Origin of the sequence: Bradyrhizobium sp. USDA 241 (assembly GCF_049739505.1) — a bacterium.
In the GTDB taxonomy this organism is placed as follows: domain Bacteria; phylum Pseudomonadota; class Alphaproteobacteria; order Rhizobiales; family Xanthobacteraceae; genus Bradyrhizobium; species Bradyrhizobium liaoningense.
The window spans coordinates 2,791,533-2,816,882 of record NZ_JBMGPZ010000005.1; the positions used below are offsets into that span (position 1 = coordinate 2,791,533).

Sequence of the window (25,350 nt, forward strand, 5' to 3'; positions counted from 1 at the left end):
CCGATCAGGATGGATGACGTTCGTTCCGGCGCGTGAGACGACGCGGCGAGGATTCCTTGAGCGACTTTCCACGGCCAGACAGACTCGGATTTGTCATGAAGTAGTTGTGGACGTTGAAAGGCTCCTCGCCCTTCGCGGTCTTCATACGCGTTGACGACCCGTCCGGCAACAACTGCCAGCTCTGCTCATTGTCCTTCAGATTGGCGACCATGATCTGTTCGAGAACCTGCTGATGCACCGTTGGATTTTGCAGCGGGCATAGCACCTCGACGCGGCGGTCGAGGTTGCGCGGCATCATGTCGGCGGACGAGATATACACAGCCGCTTTCGCGCTCGGCAGGCCCTGGCCCATGCCGAAGCAGTAGATTCGGCCGTGTTCCAGGAAGCGCCCGATGATCGACTTGACCCGGATGTTCTCCGACAGGCCGGGGATGCCGGGCCTGAGGCAACAGATGCCGCGCACCACGAGCTCGACCTGGACGCCGGCCTGGGAGGCCTCGTAGAGCGCGTCGATGATGTCGGGGTCGACCAGCGCGTTCATCTTCATCCAGACCGCGCCGGTCCGGCCGTGTCGCGCATGCGCGGTCTCGCCTTGAATGTGCTCGATGATGCGCTTGCGCAGCGTCAGCGGCGACACCGCCATCTTCTCGAGGTCGCTGGGCGCGGCATAGCCGGTGATGAAATTGAACACGCGCGCGGCATCGCGGCCGATGGTCGGATCGGAGGTAAAGTAGGAGAGGTCGGTGTAGATGCGCGCGGTGACCGGATGATAGTTGCCGGTGCCGGTATGGACGTAAGTCGTGAGGCTGCCGCCCTCGCGGCGCACCACCATCGAGAGTTTTGCGTGCGTCTTCAATTCGAGGAAGCCGTAGACGACCTGCACGCCGGCGCGTTCGAGATCACGCGCCCAGCGGATGTTGGCTTCTTCGTCGAACCGCGCCTTCAGCTCGATCAACGCCGTGACCGATTTGCCGGCTTCGGCCGCTTCCGCGAGCGCGCGCACGATCGGCGAGTTGTTAGAGGTGCGGTAGAGCGTCTGCTTGATCGCGACGACGTCAGGGTCGCGCGCGGCCTGCTGAAGGAACTGCACTACCACGTCGAAGGATTCGTAGGGGTGATGGACGACGAGGTCCTTCTGCCGGATCGCGGCAAAGATGTCGCCGCCATGCTCGCGCACGCGCTCGGGGTGGCGCGGCACGTAGGGGGTGAATTCTAGGTCAGGCCGGTCGAGTCGCGTGAGCTGGGAGAGCTCGTTCATGGCGAGCACGCCGTCGACCAGGAACACCTCGTCATCGGCCGCCGACAGCGCATGCTGCACGAAGCTGCGCAACTGCTCCGGCATCTTGGCGTCGATCTCGAGCCGGATCACGGATCCGCGCCGGCGGCGCTTCAGCGCGGTCTCGAACAGGCGGACGAGGTCCTCCGCCTCTTCCTCGATTTCGAGCTCGGAGTCGCGGATGATCCGGAAGGAGCCCTGGCCGTGCAGATTGTAGCCGGGGAAAAGGCGGTTGATGAACAGGGCAGTCGCCTGCTCCAGCGAGATCAGGCGCACCGTGCCTTCGGCGGGCAGGCGGATGAAGCGGTCGATCTTGCCGGGCATGCGGATCAGCGCGTTCATCTGCCTGCCGTCGGCGGCGCGCGTGAGCTGGAGCGCGATGGTGAAGCCAAGGCTCGGAATGAACGGGAAGGGGTGGGCCGGATCGATCGCAAGCGGCGTCAGCAGCGGGAAGACGTTGTTGAGGAAATAGTCCTCGATCCAGGTCCGTTCCGACTTGGAGACGTCCTTGCCGTCGACCAGCACGATGCCGACCTCGGCCAGCGCGCTGCGCAGGTCGCGCCAGATCGCCTGCTGGTCCGAGGCGAGCTGGGAGACGGTGCGATTGATCAGGGCGAGCTGCTCCGACGGCGTCAGGCCGTCGGGGCTGCGTTCGGCAATGCCCTCGCGCACCTGGGCCTTGATGCCGGCAACGCGGACCATGAAGAACTCGTCGAGGTTATTCGCCGAAATCGACAGGAACCGAACCCGCTCCAGCACGGGGTGGCTGGGATTGACCGATTCCTCCAGGACTCGGCGGTTGAAATGCAGCCAGGACAGCTCGCGGTTGATGAACCGTTCGGGGCTGGACGCGATCGCCGGCAGGCCCTCGGCCTCTGCAGCTTTTTCTTTAATTTCAATAGCTTGCGCAGAGTCCATCAGAAGTCGGTCCATCCTGTCTCGCCTCACTTTGCGACTTATGCGCAAAACCCCGGGGAGCATGTGTTACAGCGATGACGTTTCGATGACATTGATGTTCCGCCGTTCCGCCGCGTCAAGCCGTTGCAGAAGGCGTCGGGGTACAAGGGGCCGATCAGGGGTCCCGGAGCAGCTCGGCGGCGAGCGCCCGGGTCACGGGGCGGCCGAGCCGTAGGGCTTCGCTGTCGAGCAGCTCCACGGCCTGCCGGGCCGCGGCCGAGGACCGCTCCAGGCGGGTGGCGAGGTAGCCGACCACGCTCTCGTCCACGGTGAGCTGGCGGTCGGCGCAGAATTTGACGATGAGGCCGCGAAAGAGCTGGTCGTCGGGAGGCAGCAGCGCGACCACCGGAACAGCCCGCAGACGCGAGCGCAGGTCGCGAAGCTCGATCTCCAGCGAGGCCGGCACCTCGCGTCCGGTGAGGAGGACGTAGGCGCCGTCCTCGCGGGCGAGGTTCATCAGATGAAAGAGGGCCCGCTCGTCAAAATCCCTGGCCTTGAGATCCTCGACCACCAGCGCGCCGGTGGCGAGCGCGCCCGGGACGCCTGCCGCGGTCAGCGCATTGGCCGTGGTCGAGCGGGCGCCGGCTTCCTCGGCCCAGATCGCGGCGAGATGGCTCTTGCCGCTACCTTCCGGGCCGGCCAGCCACATGATCCGGTTCGGCCATTCCGGCCAGCTGTCGATCAGGCCGAGACCAGCCGCATTGGCGGGGCCTTCGAGGAAGTTGTCCCGGCTGAGGCTCTCCGCATGCGGAAGTGCGAACGCCAATTGTCGGGGATGGACGCGGCCTGCCACGCTTGCTTTGCTCCATGCCGGCGCGCCGGCCCGTTTGAAGAGGTGCGACTTGATCGTGCGAGACTTGATCGTGCGAGACTTGGCCTTTTGCGGGGCCGCATCCCGGCTCATTTGGCCTCGATCGTGCTCATGTGCCGCAGCCACTCGACGAGATAGAGCGACACGGAGGAGAGCGTGAAGATCGTGACGAGGCCCATCAGGATGATATCATAAGGTGCCGGCTTGAATCCGAATGCAAGCGCCGCCAGCACCAGCGCCGCGAACGCCACCTGCGCCACGGTGTTGAGCTTGGACACTTTTGACGGCTTCATCTCGACCGGCCGGTCGAACAGCCAGGATACGATCACGGCGGCGACGATCATGATGTCGCGCGAGACCACCAGGATCACGATCCAGCGCGGGATCGCGCCCCAGATGCCGAGCGCCATGTAGATCGAGACCAGCAGTGCCTTGTCCGCGAGCGGATCGAGCAGGGCGCCGAGCTCGCTCGTCATGTTGAAGCGCTTGGCCAAAAAGCCGTCCACGGCATCGCTGATGCCGGCGATCAGGAAGACGGCGAACGCCACCTCCATTTGGCTCGACACAATGGCCCAGACGATGATCGGGACCAGCATGATGCGGCCCAGAGTAATGATGTTCGGAATACTCACGAAAGCGCTTCCCGGCACCCGGTCTGACCTCAAATCCGGCCCCCGCGGGAGGCTGAACCGGTTGATATCTACATAGTATAGGCAGGAGCGCCATGCGAGCCATTGCGTGTCCCCGGAATTCGACGTAACCAGCCGCAAACCCACTGGAAATCGGGCATGACCGACCGCAAAAACGGCCTCACTTACGCCGATTCAGGCGTCGATATCGACGCGGGCAACCGCCTGGTCGACCTCATCAAGCCGATGGTGCGCGCCACCGCACGGCCGGGCGCCGACGCCGAGATCGGCGGCTTCGGCGGCCTGTTCGACCTCAAGGCGGCCGGCTTCAAGGACCCGGTCCTCGTGGCCGCGACCGACGGTGTCGGCACCAAGGTCAAGATCGCGATCGAGACCGGGCTGCATGGCGGCATCGGCATCGACCTCGTTGCCATGAGCGTCAACGACCTCGTGGTGCAAGGGGCCGAGCCGCTGTTTTTCCTGGACTATTTCGCCTGCGGCAAGCTCGATCCCGAGGCCACCGCCGCGATCGTCGCGGGCGTCGCGGAGGGGTGCCGCGAATCCGGCTGCGCCCTGATCGGCGGCGAGACCGCGGAGATGCCCGGCCTCTACAAGGACGGCGATTATGACCTCGGCGGCTTTGCCGTCGGCGCTGCGGAGCGCGGTACGCTGCTGCCGCGCAAGGACATCGCCGCAGGCGACGCCGTGATTGGTCTTGCTTCGTCAGGCGTGCATTCCAACGGCTTCTCGCTGGTGCGCAAGATCGTGGAACAATCCGGTCTCGGCTTCGCGGCACAGGCGCCGTTCGCGCCCGTGATGACGCTCGGCGGCGCGCTGCTGACGCCAACGCGGCTCTACGTCAAATCCTGCCTGCGCGCGATCCGCGAGACCGGCGCGGTGAAGGGGCTTGCCCATATCACCGGCGGCGGCTTCACCGACAACATCCCGCGCGTGCTTCCCAAGCATCTCGGCGTGGGCATTGACCTCGCACGTCTGCCGGTCCTGCCGGTGTTCAAATGGCTGGCCGCGCAGGCCGGCATCGCCGAGCTGGAAATGCTGCGCACTTTCAATTGTGGCATCGGCATGATCGCGATCGTCGAGCCCGACAAGGTCGATGAGGTCGTCGAGGTCTTCACCGACGCCGGCGAGACCGTGGCGCAGCTCGGCACCGTGATCCCTGCTGAAGGCGAGCACCGCGTCGTCTATAACGGCCACCTCGATCTGGCGCTGTGATGAAGCGCCGCGTTGCCATCCTGATCTCCGGACGCGGCTCCAACATGGCCGCGCTGATCAGGGCCGCCGCCGCCCCGGATTTCCCGGCGGAGATATCGCTCGTCATTTCGAACAAGGCCGATGCGCTCGGACTGGAAAAGGCGAGGGCGAGCGGGGTGAAGACCGAGGTGATCGAGAGCAAGCCGTTCGGCAAGGATCGGGCCGGCTTCGAGAAGGTGCTGCAGGCAGCGCTCGATCGGCACGGCATCGAGCTGATCTGTCTCGGCGGCTTCATGCGCCTGTTCACGGCGGAATTCACCAGGGCCTGGTACGGGCGGATGCTCAACATCCATCCCTCGCTGCTGCCGTGCTTCCCCGGCCTCGATCCGCACGGCCAGGCCCTGCGCGCCGGCGTCAAGCTGTCGGGCGCGACGGTGCACTTCGTGATCCCCGAGACCGATGCCGGCCCGATCGTGATGCAGGGCGCGGTGCCCGTCAGCGACCACGACACGGGGGATACGCTGTCGGAGCGCATCCTCGAAGTCGAGCACCGCATCTATCCCGAAGCGCTGCGGCTGCTCGCGACCGGCAAGGTCCGGATCGAGGGCGATGTCTGCAGAACGGACGGAAGCACGGCGTCGGAGAATTTTCTGGTGTCGCCGGTGGTGCGCTGAGCCGGGCATCTCAGTTCAGCCCCGGAGCTCGCGCCATTTGGTGTCATTTGCGACAGAGAAATATTCCGACCGTTCAATCATCCGTCTATCGCTCACGGCGTGGCAAACGGATCGAGCAGAGCTACTCCGGTCGATTCGATATCGGCGATGTTGCGCGTCACCAGCGTCAGGCCGTGGACCTTCGCTGTGGCGGCGAGCAGGCTGTCAACGAGCGGCAGCGGATTAGGAATTCCAAGAGGGGCCCAAGTCTCGGCAACGGTCTCATCGATGGGAAGAACCCGTTCGGTGAGTTGCGTCTTCATCTGTGAAAACCATCGGTCGAGAGATTTCGCCTGGAGCGGATCGCTTCGCCTTTTCAGTTCAATGCCTCGGCGAATTTCCGCCAGGACCAAAACGCTGGTTCCGATATCCGCGGCCGGAGTCTGATTGACCCAACGAATGACGTCCGGGTCGGCACGCTCGCGTTTTCGTATTTCGGAAATGACGTTGGTATCGACCAGAAATTTCACAAGTCAACCTCTCGCCAGCCGTCACGCCGCGGCTGATCGAACACTCCGTCGAAGGCTTCATCGGGAAGCTCGGAGCCAAAGACGTCAAAGGCTGTCTTGACGTCGGGATCGAGGAGGGCGCTGGCGAGCGTCGATCGAAGTGCAGCAGCTCTGTCCGGTTTGTCGCGCAGAGTTTCCGCCAGGGCGCGGATGAGGCTCGCGTCCTTCTTGGCGGCTTGGACTTCAACTCGTACCAGACCGCGCGCCGCGGCGCGGCGTCGATGGGTGCGGGTGGCCTTTCGCTGGGATTTCGTTGCCACGGCTCGCCTTGAGGATCTTTCCGGAAATATAACCGGGAATGCGCGGGCAAAGTCCATCCGCAAGAAATGGGATTCCCAAACAAAATCCCCCGGCAGAGCCGGGGGCAACGTCATGATCTCTCGCTTGTCAAACTCGAGAGAAATCAGGAGACCTTGAGGTTCTCCGCGGATGTCTTGCCGCGGTTCTCCACGAGGTCGAATTCAACCGCCTGGTTCTCGTTGAGGGTGGAGAGTCCAGCACGCTCGACGGCGGAGATATGGACGAACACGTCCTTGTCGCTGCCGTTCGGCTTGATGAACCCATAGCCCTTGGTCGGGTTGAACCATTTGACGGTGCCCTTTTGCGGCATCGCTAGTCTCCTCCACTAGATAAAAAAGACGCGGCCGCTTTTCGCGTGCCACGCCACAAACGGGTTTTCCGGAAGTCTGTTCGAGTCTTGAGTCTCAATGTCGCGAAACGCACAGCAGAGCGGCCAATTCCGATTGTGTCCGATATTGCAACATGAAAATCGCGCGTTAGCAAGCAGAGCGCGAATTTCAAGACCGGGGTGGGCACCATCGTCTGCAATTTGCGACCTGTGGCCGCGGAACCACAATCGAGGGCAATAGCCTCGGAGAGAGCGGGCCAACCGGTTGACCCTCCGTTGCAGTTCGGCACAAATCGCCACACGGCGCGAGCCGCTCGTGTTGCATTTTTGCGGGCCGCCCTTTGCTTTGGGATTTAGTCGTCATGCGCTGCACCTCGCAGCCGTCCGGGACACGGCAGACGATCGGGCTGAACCGCGTCCGCCGGATCGCGGCAGCGGTCGCCAACACCTTTGCAGCCGTCGCGCTTGCGCTGGTCGTAACGATGTCGGCCGCGACATCCGTCTTCGCGCAAAGTGTGACACCCACGCCGACCCCGACACCCACGCCGACCCCGACGCCCACACCGTCGCCGACCCCGATCCCGATGCCGACCGCGACCAATTACGATCAGTCGGCCGGCAACAGCATGCTCAATTTCGGCTCGGGATTTCTGGAGCGGCTGGGCAACCAGGCCGCCAATGGTTTCAACCGGTCGTTCCGGACCAATCCCGGCGGCGGCGGTGCCTCCGCGAGCACGGAGGATCCGCGCTACCGTACCTGGTTCGAAGGCTACGGCATCTCGGTCCGCACCGACGCGCAGGGCGATTTCGTCGGCGACAAGCGCAGGACGTTTGGCGGCGTCGCGGGGCTCGGCGCGCGGCTCGCGCCCGGTGTCAACATCGGCTTCTCCATCGACCAGAGCCACACCGACATCGACGTGCCGCTCGCGCTCCAGTCGGCCACGCTCGACCTGACCCAGCTTGGCTTCAATGGTTCGGTCGACAAGGGTCCATGGACCTGGGCCTTTGCCGTGGTGCACGGTTTCGGCAAGGTCCGGTCCAGCCGCGACACCGGTCTTGGCCTTGCGACCGCCGGCTATCGCGCCGCGGTCGACGGCGCGCTGACCGAGATCAGCTATTACTGGACCAAGGACCAGATGCGCATCGTGCCCAAGGGCGCGCTCGAATATGTGCGCGCCACCAGTGCCGCGTTCCAGGAATCCGGCGGCCTCGATCCGCTCAGCGTCGGCTCGACGGCGCTCTCCCGCGCACGCGTGATGGTCGGCGCCGAGATCGGCCGCTACTTCATCTTCGACCAGAAGATTCTGGACCTCTTGGCCTACGGCAAGCTCGTCGACAATTTCCACCAGGACCTGGGATCGATTCAGGTCAGTCTGGGCGCCCAGAGCATCGTGGTCCCCGGCATCGGCGAGAGCCGCTACGGCGCGGATGCCGGAGCCTCGGCTTCGCTCAGCCTGACCAACGTGGCACGGCTTTACGTCAATTACGACGGCAAGTTCCGCAACGAGCTCACCTTGCACCAGGGTACCGTCGGCTTCGAATACAAATGGTGAGCTGAAGCTCGTCCACGCTCAGGTCGGTGTTGCCGCGACATAGCCCGCCAATCCAAACCCCTCGCGCGCGGCCGTCATCATCGGCACCAGCGCATTCGGATGGATGAACTCGTCGCGGAAGCAGGGATAGGTCCTGGCGTCGAAGATCTTCTTCAGCCAGTCGACCACGACCTTGTGACGCTCGGAGGTGCGGAACTCCCTGTGATAGGTGAGCCAGAGATCGGCGTGGTGGCTGACGCCGAGATCGACGGCAACGAGCGACGCACCGAGTGCGATCGACACCGTCGGCAGGAAGCCGATGCCGGCGCCGCGTTCGACGGCATAGAGCACGCCGACCGACGAATTGGTCTTGATCCCGACGATGCCCTCGAGCGAGTTCAGTCCGAGCACACGGGCATAGGCGCCGTCGTCGACCTGCGGCGCGCTCTGCTTGATGATGCGGTGGTTCTTCAATTCGGCGAGCGTTGCCGGCACGCCGTAGAGAGTCTCGTACTCCTTGGAGACGAAGGGATAGATGTGGAGACGGCCGAGCTTGGCGACGATCAGATCGGGATTGGTCGGCGGCTCGAGCTGGATCGCGATATCGGATTCGAGCCGCGCGACGTCGGCCTGCTCCATCGCGCAGCGCAGGTCGACCGTGATCTTGCGGTAGGTCTTCTGGAAGTCGATCAGTCGCGGCAGGATCCAGAAATTCCCGGGGCCTTCCGTCACCGCGACGCGCACGGTGCCCGAGGTGTCGTTCGACGATCGCGAGGCGCGGCGGAAGATGTTGAAGGCATGACGCTCCATATGCGCAACGTCGGCGATCATTGCTGTGCCTTCATCGCTGAGCGTGAGTCCGCTCTGGTCGCGCAGGAACAGCTTGCACCCGATCCTCTCTTCGAGCCGATCGACGCGGCGCATCAAGGTCGTGGAGGTGAGCCCGAGTTCTTCGGCCGCATTGCGGAAACTTTTATATTTTGCGCACGCTAAAAACAGCTTTAAATCGTCCCAGGACGCATCCAGGGCTTCTTCACGGTGCTGCATCATCGCAGCACCCCGGTGCAATAACTGCTGCATACTCCTGATCCCCAACCGCTAAGCTCATCGTCGTAGCGGGGCACGAAAGCCTCGAACGATAGAGGCGTGATATGAGTATGGAAAGGGGCCCGTTTGCCGCAAGGCACGATTTCGATGCCTTGCCGCTGAGCCCGGATGTCGACGTGCGCTGCGCGCAATTCTCCGAAATTGCGGCGCTTTCGGATATGGCGCATCGGCTGGTGCCAGGCGTGCAGATCGGCGCAGCGGGGCTTGCGAGGTACTTCACGTTCGATCCTCAGAGCATCCTGACGTTCAGCCGGAAGGGCAGCCTCGTCGGCGGCATGGCCTTCCTGTTTCTCAATGATCGCGGACACGATGCGCTGCTGCTCGACGAGATCTGCCTCACCGCGCCCGAGACGCGCCATCTCGCGTCGGCGGACGAAGACGTCGCAGCCATCTACATCTGGGCGATCGCAGCGACGGGGCGCGGCATCGCCGGTCTCGGCAAGGCCGCGGCTCATCTGCGGCAGATAAGGTTTCGCGGCGCGGATTGCTATGCGCAGCCGTCAACGGTGGCCGGACGCGACATCATGAAGGCGACGGGCTTTGCCCCTGTCCCGAGCTTCCAACCCGACCTTTGGTGCTACGAGCGTCCCTGGCATCGGCAGCCGATGCGCATGCCAGGCGCGATCATCCAATCAAGGAGCTTTGCAGATGCACGGTACTAGGATTCCTCTCGCCAAGCCCTGTTCCCGCGCCATCAGCATCCGCCTCGCGCGCGATCCGAACGATCTCATGCTGGTGACCGCCATCCGCTCGGCGGTCTATCTCGCCGAGCAGGATTGTCCGTTCGAGGAGGAGTTCGACGGCAACGACATGGTCGCCGCGCATTTCATCGGCTTCGTCGGCAACGAGCCTGCGGGTTGCCTGCGGGTGCGGTTCTTCGGCGATTTCGCCAAGGTGGAGCGGCTCGCGGTGCGTCACCAATATCGGCGCTCGCGCGTCTCGTTCAAGCTGGTGCAGGCCAGCGTCGATTATGTGAAGCGCAAGGGCTTTCGCAAGATCTACGGCCAGGCGCAGGACCGGCTGGTCGATTTCTGGGCTCATTTCGGCGCCAAGCCGCTCGGTCACAACCGCAAGATCACGTTCTCGGATTTCTCCTACACAGAAATGTTGCTGGAGATCGAGCCGGGCCCGGACGCCATCACGCTGGAGAGCGATCCCTATGTGATCATCCGTCCCGAGGGCGATTGGGACCGGCCGGGCGTGCTTGATGCCTCGGCGGGGCGGGCGGTGACCTCACCGCTGCGAGACCTCGCATTTGCCGACCGTTGAAACTGGTGCAGCTGCGCGCAACAAAATGCTGGCTTCCATGCAGGATGATCCGCCGATACTGGTCTGTGCGGATCTTCAGGTCGAATATCTGACCCCAGGCCGTCGCCATGTCGTCCTCGACGGCGATGCGGTGACGGCGCGTTGCCTGGAACTCCTCACGCTGTGGCGCAGCAATTTGTGGCCGGTCATGCATCTGAAGCGCATCGCGCAGGCGGCCTGGTTCAATCCGGCATCCGGGCTGACCGATTGGATCGCGGAAACCAGGCCGCGGCCGGGGGAGATGACGTTCGAGCACCCGCTGCCGTCCGCCTACAGCTCGTCGCGGTTTGTAGACTACATGTCCAGTATCCGCACCACGCGCTGCATTCTGATCGGCTTTTCCCTGGACGAGACCATCCTGGCCACCGCCGTCGACGGGTTTCATCGCAGCCATCGCTACCAGGTGGTCACGGACGCCGCGGCCTGCCGGCAGCCGGGCACGGACGATGCCGCCGCCTACAGGCATGCGGTAGTGAATGTCATCGGAAATTTTGCTACAATGCAGTCCAGCGCCGAACTGATCAGAACCAGCGGCGCCGTTGCGGTGTAGGCGTCCGCAACCGGCGGATGGGGTGAGAGATTGTCACGGGGAGAGGAGCTCAAGGAACTGGCGAGCGATCTGTCGCGTGCCGCCGAGAGGGCGCGCAGGCTTGGTCTGCCCACGACACTCTACTTGCTCTCGATGGCGCTGGTGGAGGTGAGGGAAGCCGGTGCCGCCGCCGACGATGGGGGCGACGACGGCGCTGCGTGAGAGCTGCCACCGTGTGGCTCTGTGATGTGCGTTTCTGTCATGTGCGGATTTGTGACATTCGGCTTTGTGCATGAGCTATGGCTGATTTTGGGTGACGCGGCCTGATCAGGCGGCGTGGCTTTCAGTGTTCGGAATGACTTCGATTCCGTCGATGAACTTTACACCGGCGATGACTTTCGGCAACTGGTTCGTGCTCTTCAATCGCCGCCAGGTCTTCGATGCGGCGTCGATGAGCTTGAACACCATCAGCTTCGCAGTTTGTTGCGACAGCGATCCCTTGGTCCGCACCGTTCGGTGGCGCACCGTGGCGAAGACGCTCTCGATCGGGTTCGAGCTGCGTAGGTGGATCCAGTGCTCAGCAGGGAAGTCGAAGAAGGCGAGCAGCGCATGGCGATCCTTGATCAGGCACTCCACCGCACGTCCGTATTTGACGTGGTATTTCTCGACGAAGACGTCGATCGCGGTTTCAGCTTCGGCCCGGTGTGGGGCCAGATAGATGTTCCGCAGGTCGTTCTTCATGGGGCCCTGCACGGATTTGGCGACCTTGTCGAGTACGTTGCTCACTTTATGGCACCAGCATCGTTGGTGCCGCGTGCCGGGAAAGGCCTCGTCCAGTGCCTTCCAGAAGCCGAGGGCGCCGTCGCCGATGGCGAGTTGCGGGGCAATCCGTAACCCGCGTTGCCGCAGGTCGATCAGGAGTTCGCGCCAGCTCTGCGCGCTCTCGCGCACGCCGACCTGGAAGCCGATCAGCTCCTTCTTGCCTTCCGGCGTGGTGCCAATCAGCACCAGCATGCATTCGCTGTGATCTTCCATGCGGGCCTGCAGGTACACGCCATCGGCCCAGATGTAGACATAGCGACGCGCCGACAGATCGCGTCTCTGCCAGCGTTCGTACTCGACCTGCCAATCGGCCTTCAGGCCGGCGATCACCGAAGGCGACAGGTTCGGCGCATCCTTGCCGAGCAGCGCCGAGAGCGCCTCCTGGAAGTCGCCGGTCGAGATGCCGCGCAAATAGAGGACCGGGATCAAGGCATCCAGGCTCTTCGTCCGCCGCGCCCATAGCGGCAGGATTGCCGAACTGAAGCGGAGGCGGTCGCCTGGCCCGCTCGCTCCGCGGTCGCGGACCTTGGGACGAGCGACCTCCACCGGACCGATGCCGGTCGCAATCTCGCGCACCGGACCGTGCCCATGTCGGACCAGGCGCGCTCGACCGTCGGGCAGCGTCAGATTGGCCGTGCTGGCCAGAAACGCGCCAACCTCGATCTCGATCGCCCTGGCAAGCAGGTCCCGCGCGCCGGCACGAACGATATCGGTCAGTGGATCATCAACCGCGGACGGCTGACGGAAAGCAAGAACATTGGTAGTCTCGGTCATGGCGTATCGCTCTCCTCGAGAGGTTCTGGCAGGCTCGTCACCCGCCTCGATACGCCGCCTTCCTCACACCGTCATCACCCAGATTCCGCCATAGCTCTTTGTGCATCGCTGCTGAGCGTTTGCTGCCGACGAATTGGCGTTGCATGTTTTGCGCGAGGGTGTCAGTAACTCGGTGTAAGATGGTTTCTGTGAGTTTACCTTTGACAGGAGACTCACATGGCTACGGATTTTTCACCTGAGATTTTGGACCAGCTTCTTGCCGGGGGCAGCCTCAAGCCAGAAGACTTAGCCGGCGAAGACGGGCTTTTCAGACGACTGAAGAAGGCGCTTCTGGAGCGCGCACTGGGTGCGGAGCTGACCCACCACCTTGGCTATGAGAAGGGCGACCCGGCGGGCCGCGGGTCGGGCAACAGCCGCAACGGCACAAGCAGCAAAGCGCTGTTGACGGACGACGGCGAGATCGAGATCGAGGTGCCGCGCGACCGCGCCGGCACGTTCGAACCGGTGATCGTCGCGAAGGGCCAGACCCGCTTCGACGGCTTCGACGAGAAGATCATCAGTCTCTACGGGCGGGGCATGACGGTACGGGAGATCCAGGGCCATCTGGCCGAGCTCTACGGCACCGAGGTGTCCCCCGATCTGATCAGCAAGGTCACCGACGCGATTCTCGACGAGGTCCGCGAATGGCAGAGCCGGCCGCTGGAAGCGATCTATCCGGTGGTCTTCTTCGACGCGCTCAGGGTCAAGATTCGCGATGAGGGGATGGTCAAGAACAAGGCAGTCTACGTCGTGCTGGGCATCACTGCATCGGGCGAGAAAGACGTGCTCGGGCTTTGGATCGAGCAAACCGAAGGCGCCAAATTCTGGCTCAAGGTCATGAACGATCTGAGGAACCGCGGCGTCGCCGACATCCTGATCGCCGTCGTCGACGGTCTGAAGGGCTTTCCCGAGGCGATCAACAGCGTCTTTCCCAAGGCGATGGTCCAGACCTGCATCGTGCATTTGATCCGCAACAGCCTATCCTTCGTGTCCTGGAAGGATCGCAAGGCGATCCTTCCCTCGATCAAGGCGATCTATCATGCCGAGAATGCCGACGCCGCTCTGCTCAGGCTCGAGGACTTCGAAGCCGAGTGGGGCAAGCGCTATCCCGCGATCGGGGCGGCCTGGCGCCGGGCGTGGGAGCACGTCATTCCGTTCTTCGCCTTCGCGCCGGAGATACGCAAAATGATCTATACCACCAACGCGGTCGAGGCGCTGAACCGTTCGCTGCGCAAGATCATCAAAACACGCGGCAGCTTCCCCAACGACGAGGCGGCGATGAAGCTGCTTTACCTCGCCATCAGAAATGCCGGCATCCATTGGCGACGACCGGTTGCATGGACGGCCGCAATGGGCCAGTTTGCCATCCAGTTCGGCGAGCGCTTTGCAGGCTCAGCGGACTGACCCCATGGGGTCAGTCCGCTGACCCCGCAAACCCCTCACAGAGACGCTCTTACACAAAACTTCTGACACTCCCTTTTGCGCTGTCGCAATAGCCAAGGTACTTGCCATCAAGTGATGACGCCGGCTCTGCCTGCGACGTGACGCTTTCAAGGATCTCCGCAAATGTCCATGCTGCCCAATTCGCAAGAGGCCCGGGATGTGGCCTATCAGCTCCATCCCTACACCAACGCGCGCACGCATCAGCAGGCCGGTCCCCTCGTGATCGAGCGCGGCGAGGGGCCTTATGTCTTCGACGCGATGGGCAAGCGCTATTTCGAGGCGATGGCCGGCCTGTGGAGCGTCGGGCTCGGCTTCAACGAGAAGCGGCTGGTCGAGGCGGCGCACAAGCAGATGCAGGCGCTGCCGTTCTACCACACCTTCTCCGCCAAATCGCACGGGCCCTCGATCGACCTCGCCGAGAAGCTGGTCGCGCTTGCGCCGGTGCCGATGAGCAAGGTGTTCTTCACCAATTCCGGCTCGGAGGCGAACGACACGGTGTTGAAGCTGATCGCCTATCGCTCCAACGCGCTCGGTCAGCCCCAGCGCAAGAAGGTGATCAGCCGCCTGCGTGCCTATCACGGCGTCACCATTGCCTCCGCGAGCCTCACCGGCCTTCCGAACAACCACCGTTCGTTCGACCTGCCGCTGCCGAACATCCTGCACACGGGCTCGCCGCATTTCTACAAGGACGGCGCCCCCGGCGAGAGCGAGGAAGATTTCGCCACGCGCCGCGCCGAGGAGCTCGATGCGCTGATCCAGAAGGAGGGACCTGACACGATCGCCGCCTTCTTCGGTGAGCCGGTGATGGGGGCGGGCGGTGTCATCGTGCCGCCGGCGACCTATTGGGACAAGATCCAGAAGGTGTTGAAGAAGTACGACATCCTGCTGGTTGCCGACGAGGTGATCTGCGGCTTCGGCCGCACCGGCAAGATGTTCGGCTGCGAGACCTATGGCATCAAGCCCGACGCGATCGTGGTCTCCAAGCAGATCACCTCGAGCTATTTCCCGCTGTCGGCGATCATCCTGAACGATCGCATGTTCGAGCCGATCGCGGACGAGGGCAACAAGATCGGCGTGCTCGGCCACGGTTTCACCGCGGGCGGCCATCCGGTCGGCTCGGCGATTGCGCTGGAGAACCTCAAGATCATCGAGGAGCGTGGCCTGGTCGCGCATGCCGCCGAGCTCGGCGCCTACATGCAGGGCAAGCTGCGTGAGCTCACCAGCCACCCGCTGGTCGGCGAGGTCCGCGGCGTCGGCATGATCGCAGCCCTCGAGCTCGTGCTCGACAAGGGCCGCAAGACCGCAGCGGCGACGCCGGGCGCGGTCGGTGGCATCGCCAGCCGCATGCTCCAGGAGCGCGGCGTGATCTCGCGCAACATGCTGGATGCCATCGCCATCTGTCCGCCGCTCATCACGACCAAGGCCCAGATCGACGAGCTGGTCGGAGCGATCGCCGGCGTGCTGAATGACATGAAGGGCGAGGTGGCGAAGCTGACGCCGGCGTAGGGGCTCGCTCTCTCCGCGTCATTGCGGGGAGCGAAGATCGCTGCAACGACGGAGGTGCACTCCCTCTCCCGCTCGCGGGTCGCTCGCGGGAGAGCGTCGGGGAGAGGATATTTCCGCAATGGGACAATCCCCAAGAGGAGAAAGCCCTCACCCCGCGCTTCGCGCCGACCTCTCCCGCAAGCGGGAGAGGTGAAGGAGCCGCGGCAATCGATTCAAACTAAGCCATTCCGCTTTAAGCCCGCTGAACCCCGATCACGCGGCCTTTCTCGATCGCCAGTGCGAGCTCGCCGCGCTTCAGTTTCAGCGCGGCATCGCCGAACAGCTCGCGGCGCCAGCCGCGCAAGGCCGGTACATCCGCTTCGTCGTCCGCCGCGATCTCTTCGAGATCATCGACGGTCGCGATGACCTTGCTTGCGACCGCATGGCGCTCGGCGGTCATCCGCAGCAGCACCTTCAGCAGCTCGACAATGGCGGCGCCGTTGGAGTTGTTGCGCGGCTTCTCCAGCTTGGGCAGCTTCGACAAATCCCGCGCCAGCCCGCGCTCGACGGCGGCGATGATGTCCGCGCCCCATTTGGATTTCTCGAACCCCTTGGGCACCGAGCGCAGATGCGCGAGCTTCTCCAGCGTGGTCGGCGCGTGGGTCGCGATGTCGGTGATCGCCTCGTCGCGCAACACGCGGCCGCGCGGCACGTCGCGGCTCTGCGCCTCCTGCTCGCGCCAGGCCGCGGCTTCCATCAGCACCGCGAGGTCCTTGGGCTTGCGCACCCGCGTCTTCAGCCGCTCCCAGGCGCGCTCGGGGTGGAAGTCGTAGGTCCTGGGCGAGGTCAGGACCTCCATCTCGATGGAGACCCATTCGCTGCGGCGGCGCTTCTTCAGGTCGGCGTCGAGCGCTGCGAACACGTCGCGCAGATGGGTGACGTCGGACACCGCATAATGCATCTGCTCCTTGGTCAGCGGCCGCCGCGACCAGTCGGTGAAGCGGTGGGTCTTGTCCGGACGGTGGCCAGTCACCTTCTCGACCAGCGCGTCGTAGGCGATGCTGTCGCCGTAGCCGAGCACCATCGCGGCAACCTGGGTGTCGAACACCGGATGCGGGATGATATTGGCCTGGTGCCAGATGATCTCGATGTCCTGGCGAGCGGCGTGAAATACCTTCAGCACGCCCTCGTTGGCCATGAGCTCGAAGAACGGCTTGAGGTCGATGCCTTCGGCCAAGGTGTCGATGACCACGGCTTCGTCGGCGCTGGCCATCTGCACCACGCACAGCAGCGGGTAATAGGTGGTTTCGCGCAGAAACTCGGTATCGACGGTGATGACGGGGTGCTTGGCCAGCCGGCTGCAGGCAGCCGCGAGGTCAGCGGTGGTGGTAATCAAATCCATGAACGGCCCATGACACGTGATATCAGCCGTTCTGCCGAAAGTGCTGTGATGTCAAGGGGCTCTGAGCGAATTCGAGCCTTGCTTTTGGGCCGGAGGCACCTTTTACCGACGATAATCCTATTCGTACCGGACCCGCTGCGAGGATTTTCGCGCGCAGGGCAGCGCCACCACGAGGACGCACATGGCGACCAGAGCCAGTCCCAGGAACTCGATAACCAACAGATCCACGGCGAAACCTCCAGAAACATTGATAGATTTGTCGGTGGCACGTTGAGGGTCTGTTAATTCTCGTGGTTACCGGCGGCAGGCCGGGTCAGATGGTGGACGGGAGGTTAATGGGGGAGGCCGGAGCCGCGTGTAGGGTGGGCAAAGCGAACCGTGCCCACCCTGTCGATCGAGTGGAGACGCGAATGGTGGGCACGGCGCTTTGCGCCTTTGCCCACCCTGCGAGATCGCGCATTTGGCGCGAAGCCGGACTTACGGCAGTTTCAGCGACGTCTCCGCGTTGTACGGCTTGAGCGTCTCGTCGGCGGCCTTCTGGGCGGCGGCGAGGGCTTCCTTCGGCTGCTTCTTGCCGTTCAGGACCAGCATCACCTCGTCCTCGAGGTTCTTGCGGACAGGGACGGTCTTGTAGGTCGCGAACCACGGCTTGGCGACGTCGAGCTGCTCGACGGCGGTCTTGGCGTCCGGGTTCTTGTTGAGGAATTCGACCATGTCGGGCGTCTTGTAGGCGGCCATGTTGGGCGCGAAATAGCCGGTGGCGCGGCTCCACCAGGCGCTCTTCTCCGGCGAGGTCATCCACTTGATCAGCGTCCAGGCGGCCTTCTGCCTGTCGGCATCGAGCCCTGCCGGCATGATCAGCGAGGCGCCGCCGATCGGCACGGCGTTGCGGACGTTGCGGGGGATGAAGGCGACCTTGTAGGCGAACTTGGCGTTGTCGCGCACGTAAGTGAGCGAGCCCGTCGACAGCATCATCATCGCGGCATTGCCGGAGATGAAGGAGGTGCTGACGGCAGGGCCGGGCGTCGCGCCGGGCGCGTGGACCTTGTGCTTGTAGATGAGGTCGTTCCACCAGGTGAGCGCGCCGAGCATCGAGGGCGTGTCGTAATAGACCTCGCCGCCGAACTCCTCGTTGTAGTAGCGCCCGCCATTGCTCATGGTGAGCGTTTCCATCATCCAGCCGCAATAATCGTAGGCGCAGGGGATCGCGATGCCCCATTGGGTCACCTTGTCGCCGTCGCGCTTGGTCAGCTTCTTGGCCCAGTCGGTGAACTCGGCCCAGGTCTGCGGCGGCTTGTTCGGATCGAGGCCGGCTTCCTTGGCCTTGTCGGCGTTGATGTAGAGCAGCGGCGTCGAATTGTGGAACGGCACGCCGTAGACCGAGCGGTTGATCACGGCATTGCCCTGCAGCGCCGGGAAGAACTGACCCAGGAACTTCTCCTTGGTGGTGCCGTCCGCAGCGATCAGGCTGTCGAGATTGGTGAGCTCGTTCTCGATCTGCATGTCGAGCAGGAAGTTCGCCGACATGATCACGGCAGCCGGCGGCTTGCCGGCCTTGATCGCGGCGCGCGTCTTGATCAGGGTGTCGTCATAGGAGCCGGTGTAGACGGCGGTCGCCTTGACGCCGGGATGGGTCTCGTTGAACTCCTTGATCAAGGTGCCCATGTCGCGGGCGAGCTTGCCATCGACGGGAACGGGGAAGAACAGATCGATCTCGGTGGGACCTTCGGCTTTCGCCGGGACGGCGAGGGCGCCTGCCATAGTGCCTATCATGGCAAGGCCGAGCATGAGCCTGCGGGAGAATAGCATCGGAAAATCTCCTATTTGATGCCTGAGGTGACGAAAGAGCTGATGAAGCGTTTCTGGAAGATCAGGAAGGTGACGAGCAGCGGCGCGATCACCATCAGCGTGCCCGCGGCGATGGTGCCCCAGGCCTGCGTGCCTTCGGCGGTCTTGGTGAAGACCGAGAGGCCGACCGTGAGCGGACGCTTGTCCGGCGAATTGATCACCATCAGCGGCCACAGGAAGTCGTTCCAGTGGCTGGTCACGGAGATGATGGCGAACGCCGAGAAGCTCGGCATCGACAGCGGCACGTAGATGTGGCGGATGCGCTGGAACAGGCTGGCGCCATCGATCAGGGCGGCGTCTTCCAGCTCGGTCGGGATCGCCTCGAACGCCTGGCGCATCAGGAAGGTGCCGAAGGCCGAGGCGAAGAACGGCATCATCACGCCGGCGAGTGTGTCGTAGAGGCCGAGCTGCGCCACGAGCGTCAGGTTCGGCACGATCAGCAGCACCGGCACCAGCATCAGCTGCATCAGGAACAGGTAGAAGATCAGCGTCTTGCCGGCGAAGTCGAGGCGGGCGAAGGCAAAGCCCGCCAGCGTGATCGTGACGAACTGCACCAGCAGGATGCCGGTGCAGATGATCGTCGTGTTGAGCGTGTAGCGCGGGAAATCGCCGATCTCCCAGGCATCCCTGACATTGTCGAGCGTCGGCTTCAGGCTCGGCATCAGCTCGGCCATGGCGTTGATGCCGTCCGAGGCCGGGCGCAGCGTCGCCACGACCATCCACAGGAACGGGATCAGCCAGACCATCGCGAGCAGCACGGTCAGCAGAAAGCCGAGCTTCGGCGTGATCTCGCCCCGGGTGGCGAGCGGGGCATCCCTGAACAGGCGGTCGACCAGCTTCATGACCCGCCCTCGCGGTTGGCCATGGTCCGGAAGGAGAGCGCGGTGAGGCTCATCAGCGCGGCCAGCGTCAGCAGCGTCGCAGCCGAGGCCTTGCCGATGTCGTAATGCTCCACCGCCTGCTGGTAGATGTAGAACAGCACCAGACTGGTCGAATTGGACGGCCCGCCCTGCGTCATGACGAAGACGTGGTCGACCTGCGTCACCGCGTTGAGGATCGCGATGACGGTGACGAACAGGAAGGTGGGCTTGAGCTCCGGCAGGATGATGTGGCGCAGGCGCTGATATGGGCCCGCGCCGTCGAGATGCGCGGCTTCCATCACGTCCTCGGGCACGGCCTGGAGGCCGGCGAGGAAGAACAGCATGTAGTAGCCGGCGTTCTTCCAGATCGTGATGACCATGATCGCATAGAGCGCGATGTCGGGATCGCCGAGCCAGTTCGGCAGCACCGGAAGCAGCCGGCCGATATAGTAGTCGAGCAGGCCGACATTGGGCAGGAAGATGAACAGGAACAGCGCGGACGCCGCGACCATCGGGATCAACACCGGCAGGAACAGCGCGGCGCGCAGCGCGCTGTTCACGGCATGGGTGCGCGCAAGCGCCAGCGCGAACAGCAGCGCGAGGGCGATGCTCGGCACCGCCGTGCCCACGGCGTAGATCAGGTTGTTGACGACGGCGCCGGTGAAGGCAGGATCGGCCAGCACCGATGCGATATTGTCGAGACCGACGAAGCGCAGCGGCGCCTTCGGTGTGGCGCGCTGATAGAGCGCATCGATGAGCACGCGGCCCATCGCGCCATAGGTGAACAGCGCGAGGAAGACCAGCGAGGGCAGCAGCAGCAGATAGGCCGGCAGCGAGGCTTTGAGACGCTTCGTGACGCGCTTGAGGATGTGCAGGCGCGGCGCTGCCGGGGTCGCGACGGAGAGAGTCGCGGGTTCGGCGAGGCTCATCTCACCGCGCCGGGAAACTGAGCGCGTAGTCGCGGCCATCCATTCCCGCGGGCGGGGCGAACGGGAAGCGCAGACTCTGGTCGAGGAAGTCGTGGCTGTGCACGACGAGGTTCTCGTCGTCGATCAGCACGACGCCGTAGGCCGGCGGCTCGTGGCTGGCGAGGTGCGGCGCGCTCTGGTCGAGCTCGAACCAGACCTGGTGGTTGGTGCCGCGCAGGGTCGAGAACGGGATCCTGCCCCAGCTGCCGAAGATCGGCCGGTGCACATGGCCGAAGAAGAGATGGCGGATGCGCGCGCGATAGGGCGCGATCACCTCGGCGAATTCCGCGCTCTGCTTCAGCCCGATCTCGTCCATCGCGTGCACGCCGACCGGGAAGGGCGGATGGTGCATGAACACGACGAGCGGCATGTCCGCGGGCGCGGCGGCGAGCGTGCTCGCCAGCCAGCCGAGGCGCTTGGCGCACATCTCGCCGGCATGGCTGGTCTCGTCCAGGGTGTCGAGGAAGACGAACAGGCCGTGCTCGGTGGTGCGCGTGCCCTGCACGAAGCCGTTGGCATCGCGCGGCGCGGCCTTCAGCGCATCGAGGCAGGTGACACGGCGGTCGTGATTGCCGACCATGGCGATGTAGGGGATTTTCAGCGCAGCCATCGCCTCGGCGAAATTGGTGTAGGAGTCCGGCTCGCCCCAATGGGTGAGATCGCCGGTCACCACCGCAAAGGCGGCATCGGATTGATGCTGGTTGATGTCGGCGATCGCCGCATCCAGCCGTGCGCGCGGGTCGAGGCCGTAGAGCTTCAGCCCGGGATTCGCGAGATGCGTATCGGTGAGGTGGATGAATTTGAAGGGCATGGCGCGCTGTCGGGACGGTTGGAGGATGGACGTCTCCGGCAAGACGACCCTGACAGGCGGTTAGAGCGCGTGTGTTTCAGTTTGATGACAGTGGTTCCGCGGGACGCGACGTGTCCACAACGCCCGCGGACAGAAATGACCAGCGCAAGGCGCAATCCCTGCCGCGGATCAATTCAAGATGGTGGTGCGCGGTCGAGCTTGCCTCACGTCCCGCAGAACGTCTGCAGCACCCGCTGATCCGGCAGCGGCGGATCGGCGTAGGCGGCGTAGTCCGGCTGGTCATCGAACGGCCTCGCCAGCACCTTCACCAATTCCTCGAACGGCGCGTAATCGTCATCGTTCACCGCGGCCTGGATCACGGCCTCGACGCGGTGGTTGCGCGGGATGAACATCGGATTGACGGCGTGCATGGCGGCTTGCCGCTCCGCCGCCGTGTGCGGTTCGAGCACGAGGCGCTCGCGCCAGCGTCCGGCCCACTCGTCGAACGCGCCGGGCTCCATGAACTGCGCGCGCGCGTCGGCTGCGTCGCCGCCTGCGGCGTCGCCGAGCTTGCGGAAGGTGAGGGTGAAGTCGGCCTGGTTCTTCGCCATGGCGTCGAGCAGATCCTGGATCAGCGCCTCGTCGCCGTCGCGCTCCGTGAACAGGCCGACCTTCCTGCGCAGGCCGGCCTGATAGGCCGCGCTGAATGTGTCGGAGAAGGCGCCGAGAATGTCCTGGGCTTCGGCGACCGCCTTCTCCTGCTCGTCGGAGAACAGCGGCAGCAGGCACTCGGCGAGGCGCGTCAAATTCCACAGCGCGATGCGCGGCTGGTTGGCATAGGCGTAGCGGCCCATCTCGTCGATCGAGGAGAACACCTGCGCGGGGTTGTAGGCGTCCATGAAGGCGCAGGGGCCGTAATCGATGGTCTCGCCTGATATCGAGGTGTTGTCGGTGTTCATCACGCCGTGGATGAAGCCGACCAGCAGCCAGCGCGCCACGAGCTCGGCCTGGCGCGCGACGACGGCGGCAAGCAAATCGTGATACGGCCGCTCCGCTTGAAGAAGGTCCGGATAGTGGCGGGTGATCACATGGTCGGCGAGCCTGCGCACCGCCTCGGTGTCGCGGCGGACGGCGAAGAACTGGAAGGTGCCGACGCGGATATGGCTGGAGGCGACGCGGGTCAGCACCGCGCCGGGCAGCGCGGTCTCGCGAATGACGTGCTCGCCGGTGACGACGGCGGCGAGCGAGCGCGTGGTCGGGATGCCCAGCGCGTGCATCGCTTCGCTGACGATGTACTCGCGCAAGACCGGACCCAGCGCGGCGCGGCCGTCGCCACGGCGGGAGAACGGGGTGGGGCCCGAGCCCTTGAGCTGGATGTCGCGGCGGACGCCGCCCTTGTCGATGACCTCGCCGAGCAGGATGGCGCGGCCGTCGCCGAGCTGGGGCACGAAATGCCCGAACTGGTGGCCGGCATAGGCCATCGCGATGGGATCGGCTCCGGCCGGAACCGTCTTGCCGGCCAGGATCTCGGCACCCTCAGGGGTTTCCAGCAGGTCCGGATCCAGCCCGAGCTGGATTGCCAGCGGCCGGTTCAGCTTGATCAGCCGGGGGGCGGCGACCGGGGTCGGCGCGACGCGGGCAAAGAAGCTGTCCGGCAGCGCCGAATAGGAGTTCTGGAAGGGGAAATGCACCGTCATAGGCTCAAGATAGGGCTGGAACGCCTGATGGCAAAGGCTCGGCCCCTGAAAATGGGCATTTCCAGCCCAAAACAGGGCGTTCCCTTGGTTGCCGCCTTGGTCCTAGCGAGGTAAACCCTGCCGCAACTTCGGACCGGCCATGACAGGCCGTTCGATTCGCATCCTCCGACATTGATTTTTGGGACGACCATGCATCGCTACCGGTCACATACATGCGGCGCGCTCCGCGAGAGCAACATCGGCGAGACGATCCGCCTGTCAGGCTGGGTCCATCGCGTTCGCGACCATGGCGGCGTGCTGTTCATCGACCTGCGCGACCATTACGGCCTGACCCAGTGCGTGGTCGATCCGGACTCGCCGGCGTTCTCCCTGGCCGAAAAGCTGCGCTCGGAATTCGTGGTCAAGATGGACGGCAAGGTCCGCCGCCGCCCCGAGGGCACCGACAATGACGACCTGCCGACCGGCAAGGTCGAGGTCTATGTCAACGAGATCGAGGTGCTGGGCCCGGCCGGCGATCTGCCGCTGCCGGTGTTCGGCGACCAGGAATATCCCGAGGACATCCGCCTCAAATATCGCTTCCTCGATTTGCGCCGAGAGAAGCTGCACCAGAACATCATGACGCGCGTTGAGATCATCAAGTCGATGCGCCGTCGCATGGAGGGGCAGGGCTTCTTCGAGTTCAACACGCCGATCCTGACCGCGTCCTCGCCGGAAGGCGCACGCGACTTCCTGGTGCCGTCGCGCATCCATCCCGGCAAGTTCTACGCGCTGCCGCAGGCGCCGCAGCAGTACAAGCAGCTCCTGATGATGTCGGGCTTCGACCGCTACTTCCAGATCGCGCCCTGCTTCCGCGACGAGGACCCGCGCGCCGACCGTCTGCCGGGCGAGTTCTACCAGCTCGACGTCGAGATGAGCTTCGTGACGCAGGAAGACGTCTTCGCCGCGATGGAGCCCGTTATCACCGGCGTGTTCGAGGAGTTCGCGAAGGGCAAGCCGGTCACCAAGGGCTGGCGTCGGATTCCGTTCGCCGAGGCGCTGCGCAAATACGGCAGCGACAAGCCGGACCTGCGCAACCCGATCGAGATGCAGGACGTTTCCGAGCACTTCCGCGGCTCCGGATTCAAGGTCTTTGCGCGCATGCTCGAAGACCCCAAGAACCAGGTCTGGGCGATCCCGGCACCGGGCGGCGGCAGCCGCGCGTTCTGCGACCGCATGAACTCCTGGGCGCAGGGCGAAGGCCAGCCTGGGCTCGGTTACATCATGTGGCGCGAGGGCGGCGAGGGTGCAGGTCCGCTTGCGAACAACATCGGGCCTGAGCGCACTGCCGCGATCCGCGCGCAACTCGGCGTAAAGGAAGGCGACGCCGCCTTCTTCGTCGCCGGCGACCCCGACAAGTTCTGGAAATTCTCGGGCCTTGCCCGCAACAAGGTCGGCGAGGAGTTGAACCTCACCGACAAGGAGCGGTTCGAGCTCGCCTGGATCGTCGATTTCCCGATGTACGAGTACAACGAGGACGACAAGAAGGTCGATTTCTCGCACAACCCGTTCTCGATGCCGCAGGGCGGTCTCGACGCGCTGAAGTCGCAGGATCCCCTGACCATCAAGGCGTTCCAGTACGACATCACCTGCAACGGCTACGAGATCGCCTCCGGCGGCATCCGAAACCACGTGCCGGAAGCGATGGTGAAGGCGTTCGAGATCGCAGGTTACGGCGAGCAGGAAGTGGTCGACCGCTTCGGTGGCATGTACCGTGCCTTCCAGTACGGCGCGCCTCCGCATGGCGGCATGGCCGCGGGTGTCGACCGCATCGTGATGCTGCTGTGCGGCACCACGAACTTGCGCGAGATCTCGCTATTCCCGATGAACCAGCAGGCCATGGACCTCCTGATGGGCGCGCCGTCGGAGGCCACCACCAAGCAGCTCCGCGAACTGCACATCCGGGTGAACCTGCCGCAGAAGTGAGCGTGCGGCGGTTTTGGTCTCGTGCCCCGGACGCAGCGCAGCGCGACTT

Annotated in this window: 23 protein-coding genes; 9 read left to right on the forward strand and 14 right to left on the reverse strand. The window is 64.2% G+C overall.

The features are described 5' to 3' along the window. Positions 1-4: 4 nt before the first annotated feature. The 3 genes from ABIF91_RS35335 to ABIF91_RS35345 all read right to left on the reverse strand — a co-directional run bounded on the left by ABIF91_RS35335 (position 5) and on the right by ABIF91_RS35345 (position 3,676). Positions 5-2,194, reverse strand: a complete 2,190-nt coding sequence (locus tag ABIF91_RS35335) for an RNA degradosome polyphosphate kinase (RefSeq protein ID WP_035670118.1) — start codon at positions 2,192-2,194, stop codon at positions 5-7. 154 nt (positions 2,195-2,348) lie between these two features. Beyond that, positions 2,349-3,026 carry a DnaA ATPase domain-containing protein gene (locus ABIF91_RS35340; protein WP_028180508.1) on the reverse strand — a complete coding sequence of 226 codons (678 nt, stop codon included), beginning with the start codon at positions 3,024-3,026 and terminating at the stop codon, positions 2,349-2,351. A 107-nt stretch (positions 3,027-3,133) separates the two neighbouring features. Next, a complete protein-coding gene (locus ABIF91_RS35345) occupies positions 3,134-3,676 on the reverse strand; it encodes a CDP-alcohol phosphatidyltransferase family protein (protein ID WP_028180509.1) in 543 nt (180 codons plus the stop codon). Positions 3,677-3,832: 156 nt separating this feature from the next. On the opposite strand from ABIF91_RS35345, the gene purM reads away from it, so the two are divergent. Both purM and purN read left to right on the forward strand, forming a co-directional pair. Next, positions 3,833-4,906 carry a phosphoribosylformylglycinamidine cyclo-ligase gene (purM, locus tag ABIF91_RS35350; protein WP_028180510.1) on the forward strand — a complete coding sequence of 358 codons (1,074 nt, stop codon included), beginning with the start codon at positions 3,833-3,835 and terminating at the stop codon, positions 4,904-4,906. Beyond that, positions 4,906-5,559, forward strand: a complete 654-nt coding sequence (purN, locus tag ABIF91_RS35355) for a phosphoribosylglycinamide formyltransferase (RefSeq protein WP_028180511.1) — start codon at positions 4,906-4,908, stop codon at positions 5,557-5,559. Before purM ends, purN begins: the two co-directional genes overlap by 1 nt. A 92-nt stretch (positions 5,560-5,651) precedes the next feature. Here purN and ABIF91_RS35360 read toward each other — a convergent pair whose 3' ends face one another. The 3 genes from ABIF91_RS35360 to ABIF91_RS35370 all read right to left on the reverse strand — a co-directional run bounded on the left by ABIF91_RS35360 (position 5,652) and on the right by ABIF91_RS35370 (position 6,717). Then, on the reverse strand, positions 5,652-6,068 hold the full coding sequence (locus tag ABIF91_RS35360) for a type II toxin-antitoxin system VapC family toxin (RefSeq protein WP_028180512.1): 417 nt from the start codon (positions 6,066-6,068) through the stop codon (positions 5,652-5,654). Next, positions 6,065-6,367, reverse strand: a complete 303-nt coding sequence (locus ABIF91_RS35365) for a hypothetical protein (protein WP_155251979.1) — start codon at positions 6,365-6,367, stop codon at positions 6,065-6,067. The genes ABIF91_RS35360 and ABIF91_RS35365 overlap by 4 nt, the downstream gene beginning before the upstream one ends. Positions 6,368-6,510: 143 nt before the next feature. Next, positions 6,511-6,717: a cold-shock protein gene (locus ABIF91_RS35370; RefSeq protein ID WP_028180514.1), complete on the reverse strand. Its 207-nt coding sequence runs from the start codon at positions 6,715-6,717 to the stop codon at positions 6,511-6,513. A gap of 380 nt (positions 6,718-7,097) precedes the next feature. Here ABIF91_RS35370 and ABIF91_RS35375 point away from each other — a divergent pair, with 380 nt between their 5' ends. Next, positions 7,098-8,288 (forward strand): autotransporter outer membrane beta-barrel domain-containing protein, encoded by a 1,191-nt coding sequence (locus tag ABIF91_RS35375; RefSeq protein ID WP_035675732.1) that lies wholly within the window; start codon positions 7,098-7,100, stop codon positions 8,286-8,288. 18 nt (positions 8,289-8,306) lie between these two features. Here ABIF91_RS35375 and ABIF91_RS35380 read toward each other — a convergent pair whose 3' ends face one another. Further along, complete coding sequence (locus tag ABIF91_RS35380; RefSeq protein WP_028180516.1) at positions 8,307-9,347, reverse strand: LysR family transcriptional regulator; 1,041 nt, start codon at positions 9,345-9,347, stop codon at positions 8,307-8,309. Positions 9,348-9,418: 71 nt separating this feature from the next. Between ABIF91_RS35380 and ABIF91_RS35385 the strand changes: the two genes are divergently transcribed. From ABIF91_RS35385 to ABIF91_RS35395, 3 genes are read left to right on the forward strand one after another with little or no spacing between them, the layout of a single operon-like run. After that, positions 9,419-10,036 (forward strand): hypothetical protein, encoded by a 618-nt coding sequence (locus ABIF91_RS35385; protein WP_028180517.1) that lies wholly within the window; start codon positions 9,419-9,421, stop codon positions 10,034-10,036. Then, positions 10,023-10,643: a GNAT family N-acetyltransferase gene (locus ABIF91_RS35390; RefSeq protein WP_028180518.1), complete on the forward strand. Its 621-nt coding sequence runs from the start codon at positions 10,023-10,025 to the stop codon at positions 10,641-10,643. The genes ABIF91_RS35385 and ABIF91_RS35390 overlap by 14 nt, the downstream gene beginning before the upstream one ends. A gap of 25 nt (positions 10,644-10,668) precedes the next feature. After that, a complete protein-coding gene (locus ABIF91_RS35395; protein WP_028180519.1) occupies positions 10,669-11,232 on the forward strand; it encodes an isochorismatase family protein in 564 nt (187 codons plus the stop codon). 306 nt (positions 11,233-11,538) lie between these two features. Here ABIF91_RS35395 and ABIF91_RS35400 read toward each other — a convergent pair whose 3' ends face one another. Beyond that, entirely contained in the window at positions 11,539-12,807 is a 1,269-nt protein-coding gene (locus ABIF91_RS35400) for an IS256 family transposase (protein WP_038952271.1), read from the reverse strand. Between the two features lie 216 nt (positions 12,808-13,023). Here ABIF91_RS35400 and ABIF91_RS35405 point away from each other — a divergent pair, with 216 nt between their 5' ends. Together ABIF91_RS35405 and ABIF91_RS35410 are read left to right on the forward strand one after the other, a co-directional pair. Next, a complete protein-coding gene (locus ABIF91_RS35405; RefSeq protein ID WP_038960272.1) occupies positions 13,024-14,250 on the forward strand; it encodes an IS256 family transposase in 1,227 nt (408 codons plus the stop codon). Between the two features lie 162 nt (positions 14,251-14,412). Then, positions 14,413-15,795, forward strand: coding sequence for an aspartate aminotransferase family protein (locus ABIF91_RS35410; protein WP_028181072.1), 1,383 nt, complete (start codon positions 14,413-14,415; stop codon positions 15,793-15,795). 232 nt (positions 15,796-16,027) lie between these two features. Here ABIF91_RS35410 and rnd read toward each other — a convergent pair whose 3' ends face one another. From rnd to ABIF91_RS35440, 6 genes are all read right to left on the reverse strand, one after another. Beyond that, positions 16,028-17,176, reverse strand: a complete 1,149-nt coding sequence (rnd, locus tag ABIF91_RS35415) for a ribonuclease D (protein WP_028181073.1) — start codon at positions 17,174-17,176, stop codon at positions 16,028-16,030. Between the two features lie 477 nt (positions 17,177-17,653). Then, positions 17,654-18,985, reverse strand: coding sequence for an ABC transporter substrate-binding protein (locus ABIF91_RS35420; RefSeq protein WP_284281366.1), 1,332 nt, complete (start codon positions 18,983-18,985; stop codon positions 17,654-17,656). A gap of 11 nt (positions 18,986-18,996) precedes the next feature. Beyond that, positions 18,997-19,866: a carbohydrate ABC transporter permease gene (locus ABIF91_RS35425; RefSeq protein ID WP_028181075.1), complete on the reverse strand. Its 870-nt coding sequence runs from the start codon at positions 19,864-19,866 to the stop codon at positions 18,997-18,999. Continuing rightward, a complete protein-coding gene (locus tag ABIF91_RS35430; RefSeq protein ID WP_028181076.1) occupies positions 19,863-20,813 on the reverse strand; it encodes a carbohydrate ABC transporter permease in 951 nt (316 codons plus the stop codon). The genes ABIF91_RS35425 and ABIF91_RS35430 overlap by 4 nt, the downstream gene beginning before the upstream one ends. 1 nt (position 20,814) lies before the next feature. Beyond that, positions 20,815-21,663 carry a phosphodiesterase gene (locus tag ABIF91_RS35435; RefSeq protein WP_028181077.1) on the reverse strand — a complete coding sequence of 283 codons (849 nt, stop codon included), beginning with the start codon at positions 21,661-21,663 and terminating at the stop codon, positions 20,815-20,817. Positions 21,664-21,866: 203 nt separating this feature from the next. Further along, complete coding sequence (locus ABIF91_RS35440) at positions 21,867-23,339, reverse strand: protein adenylyltransferase SelO (RefSeq protein WP_028181078.1); 1,473 nt, start codon at positions 23,337-23,339, stop codon at positions 21,867-21,869. A 189-nt stretch (positions 23,340-23,528) separates the two neighbouring features. On the opposite strand from ABIF91_RS35440, the gene aspS reads away from it, so the two are divergent. Further along, a complete protein-coding gene (gene aspS, locus ABIF91_RS35445) occupies positions 23,529-25,301 on the forward strand; it encodes an aspartate--tRNA ligase (protein ID WP_028181079.1) in 1,773 nt (590 codons plus the stop codon). The last annotated feature ends 49 nt before the right edge of the window (positions 25,302-25,350 follow it).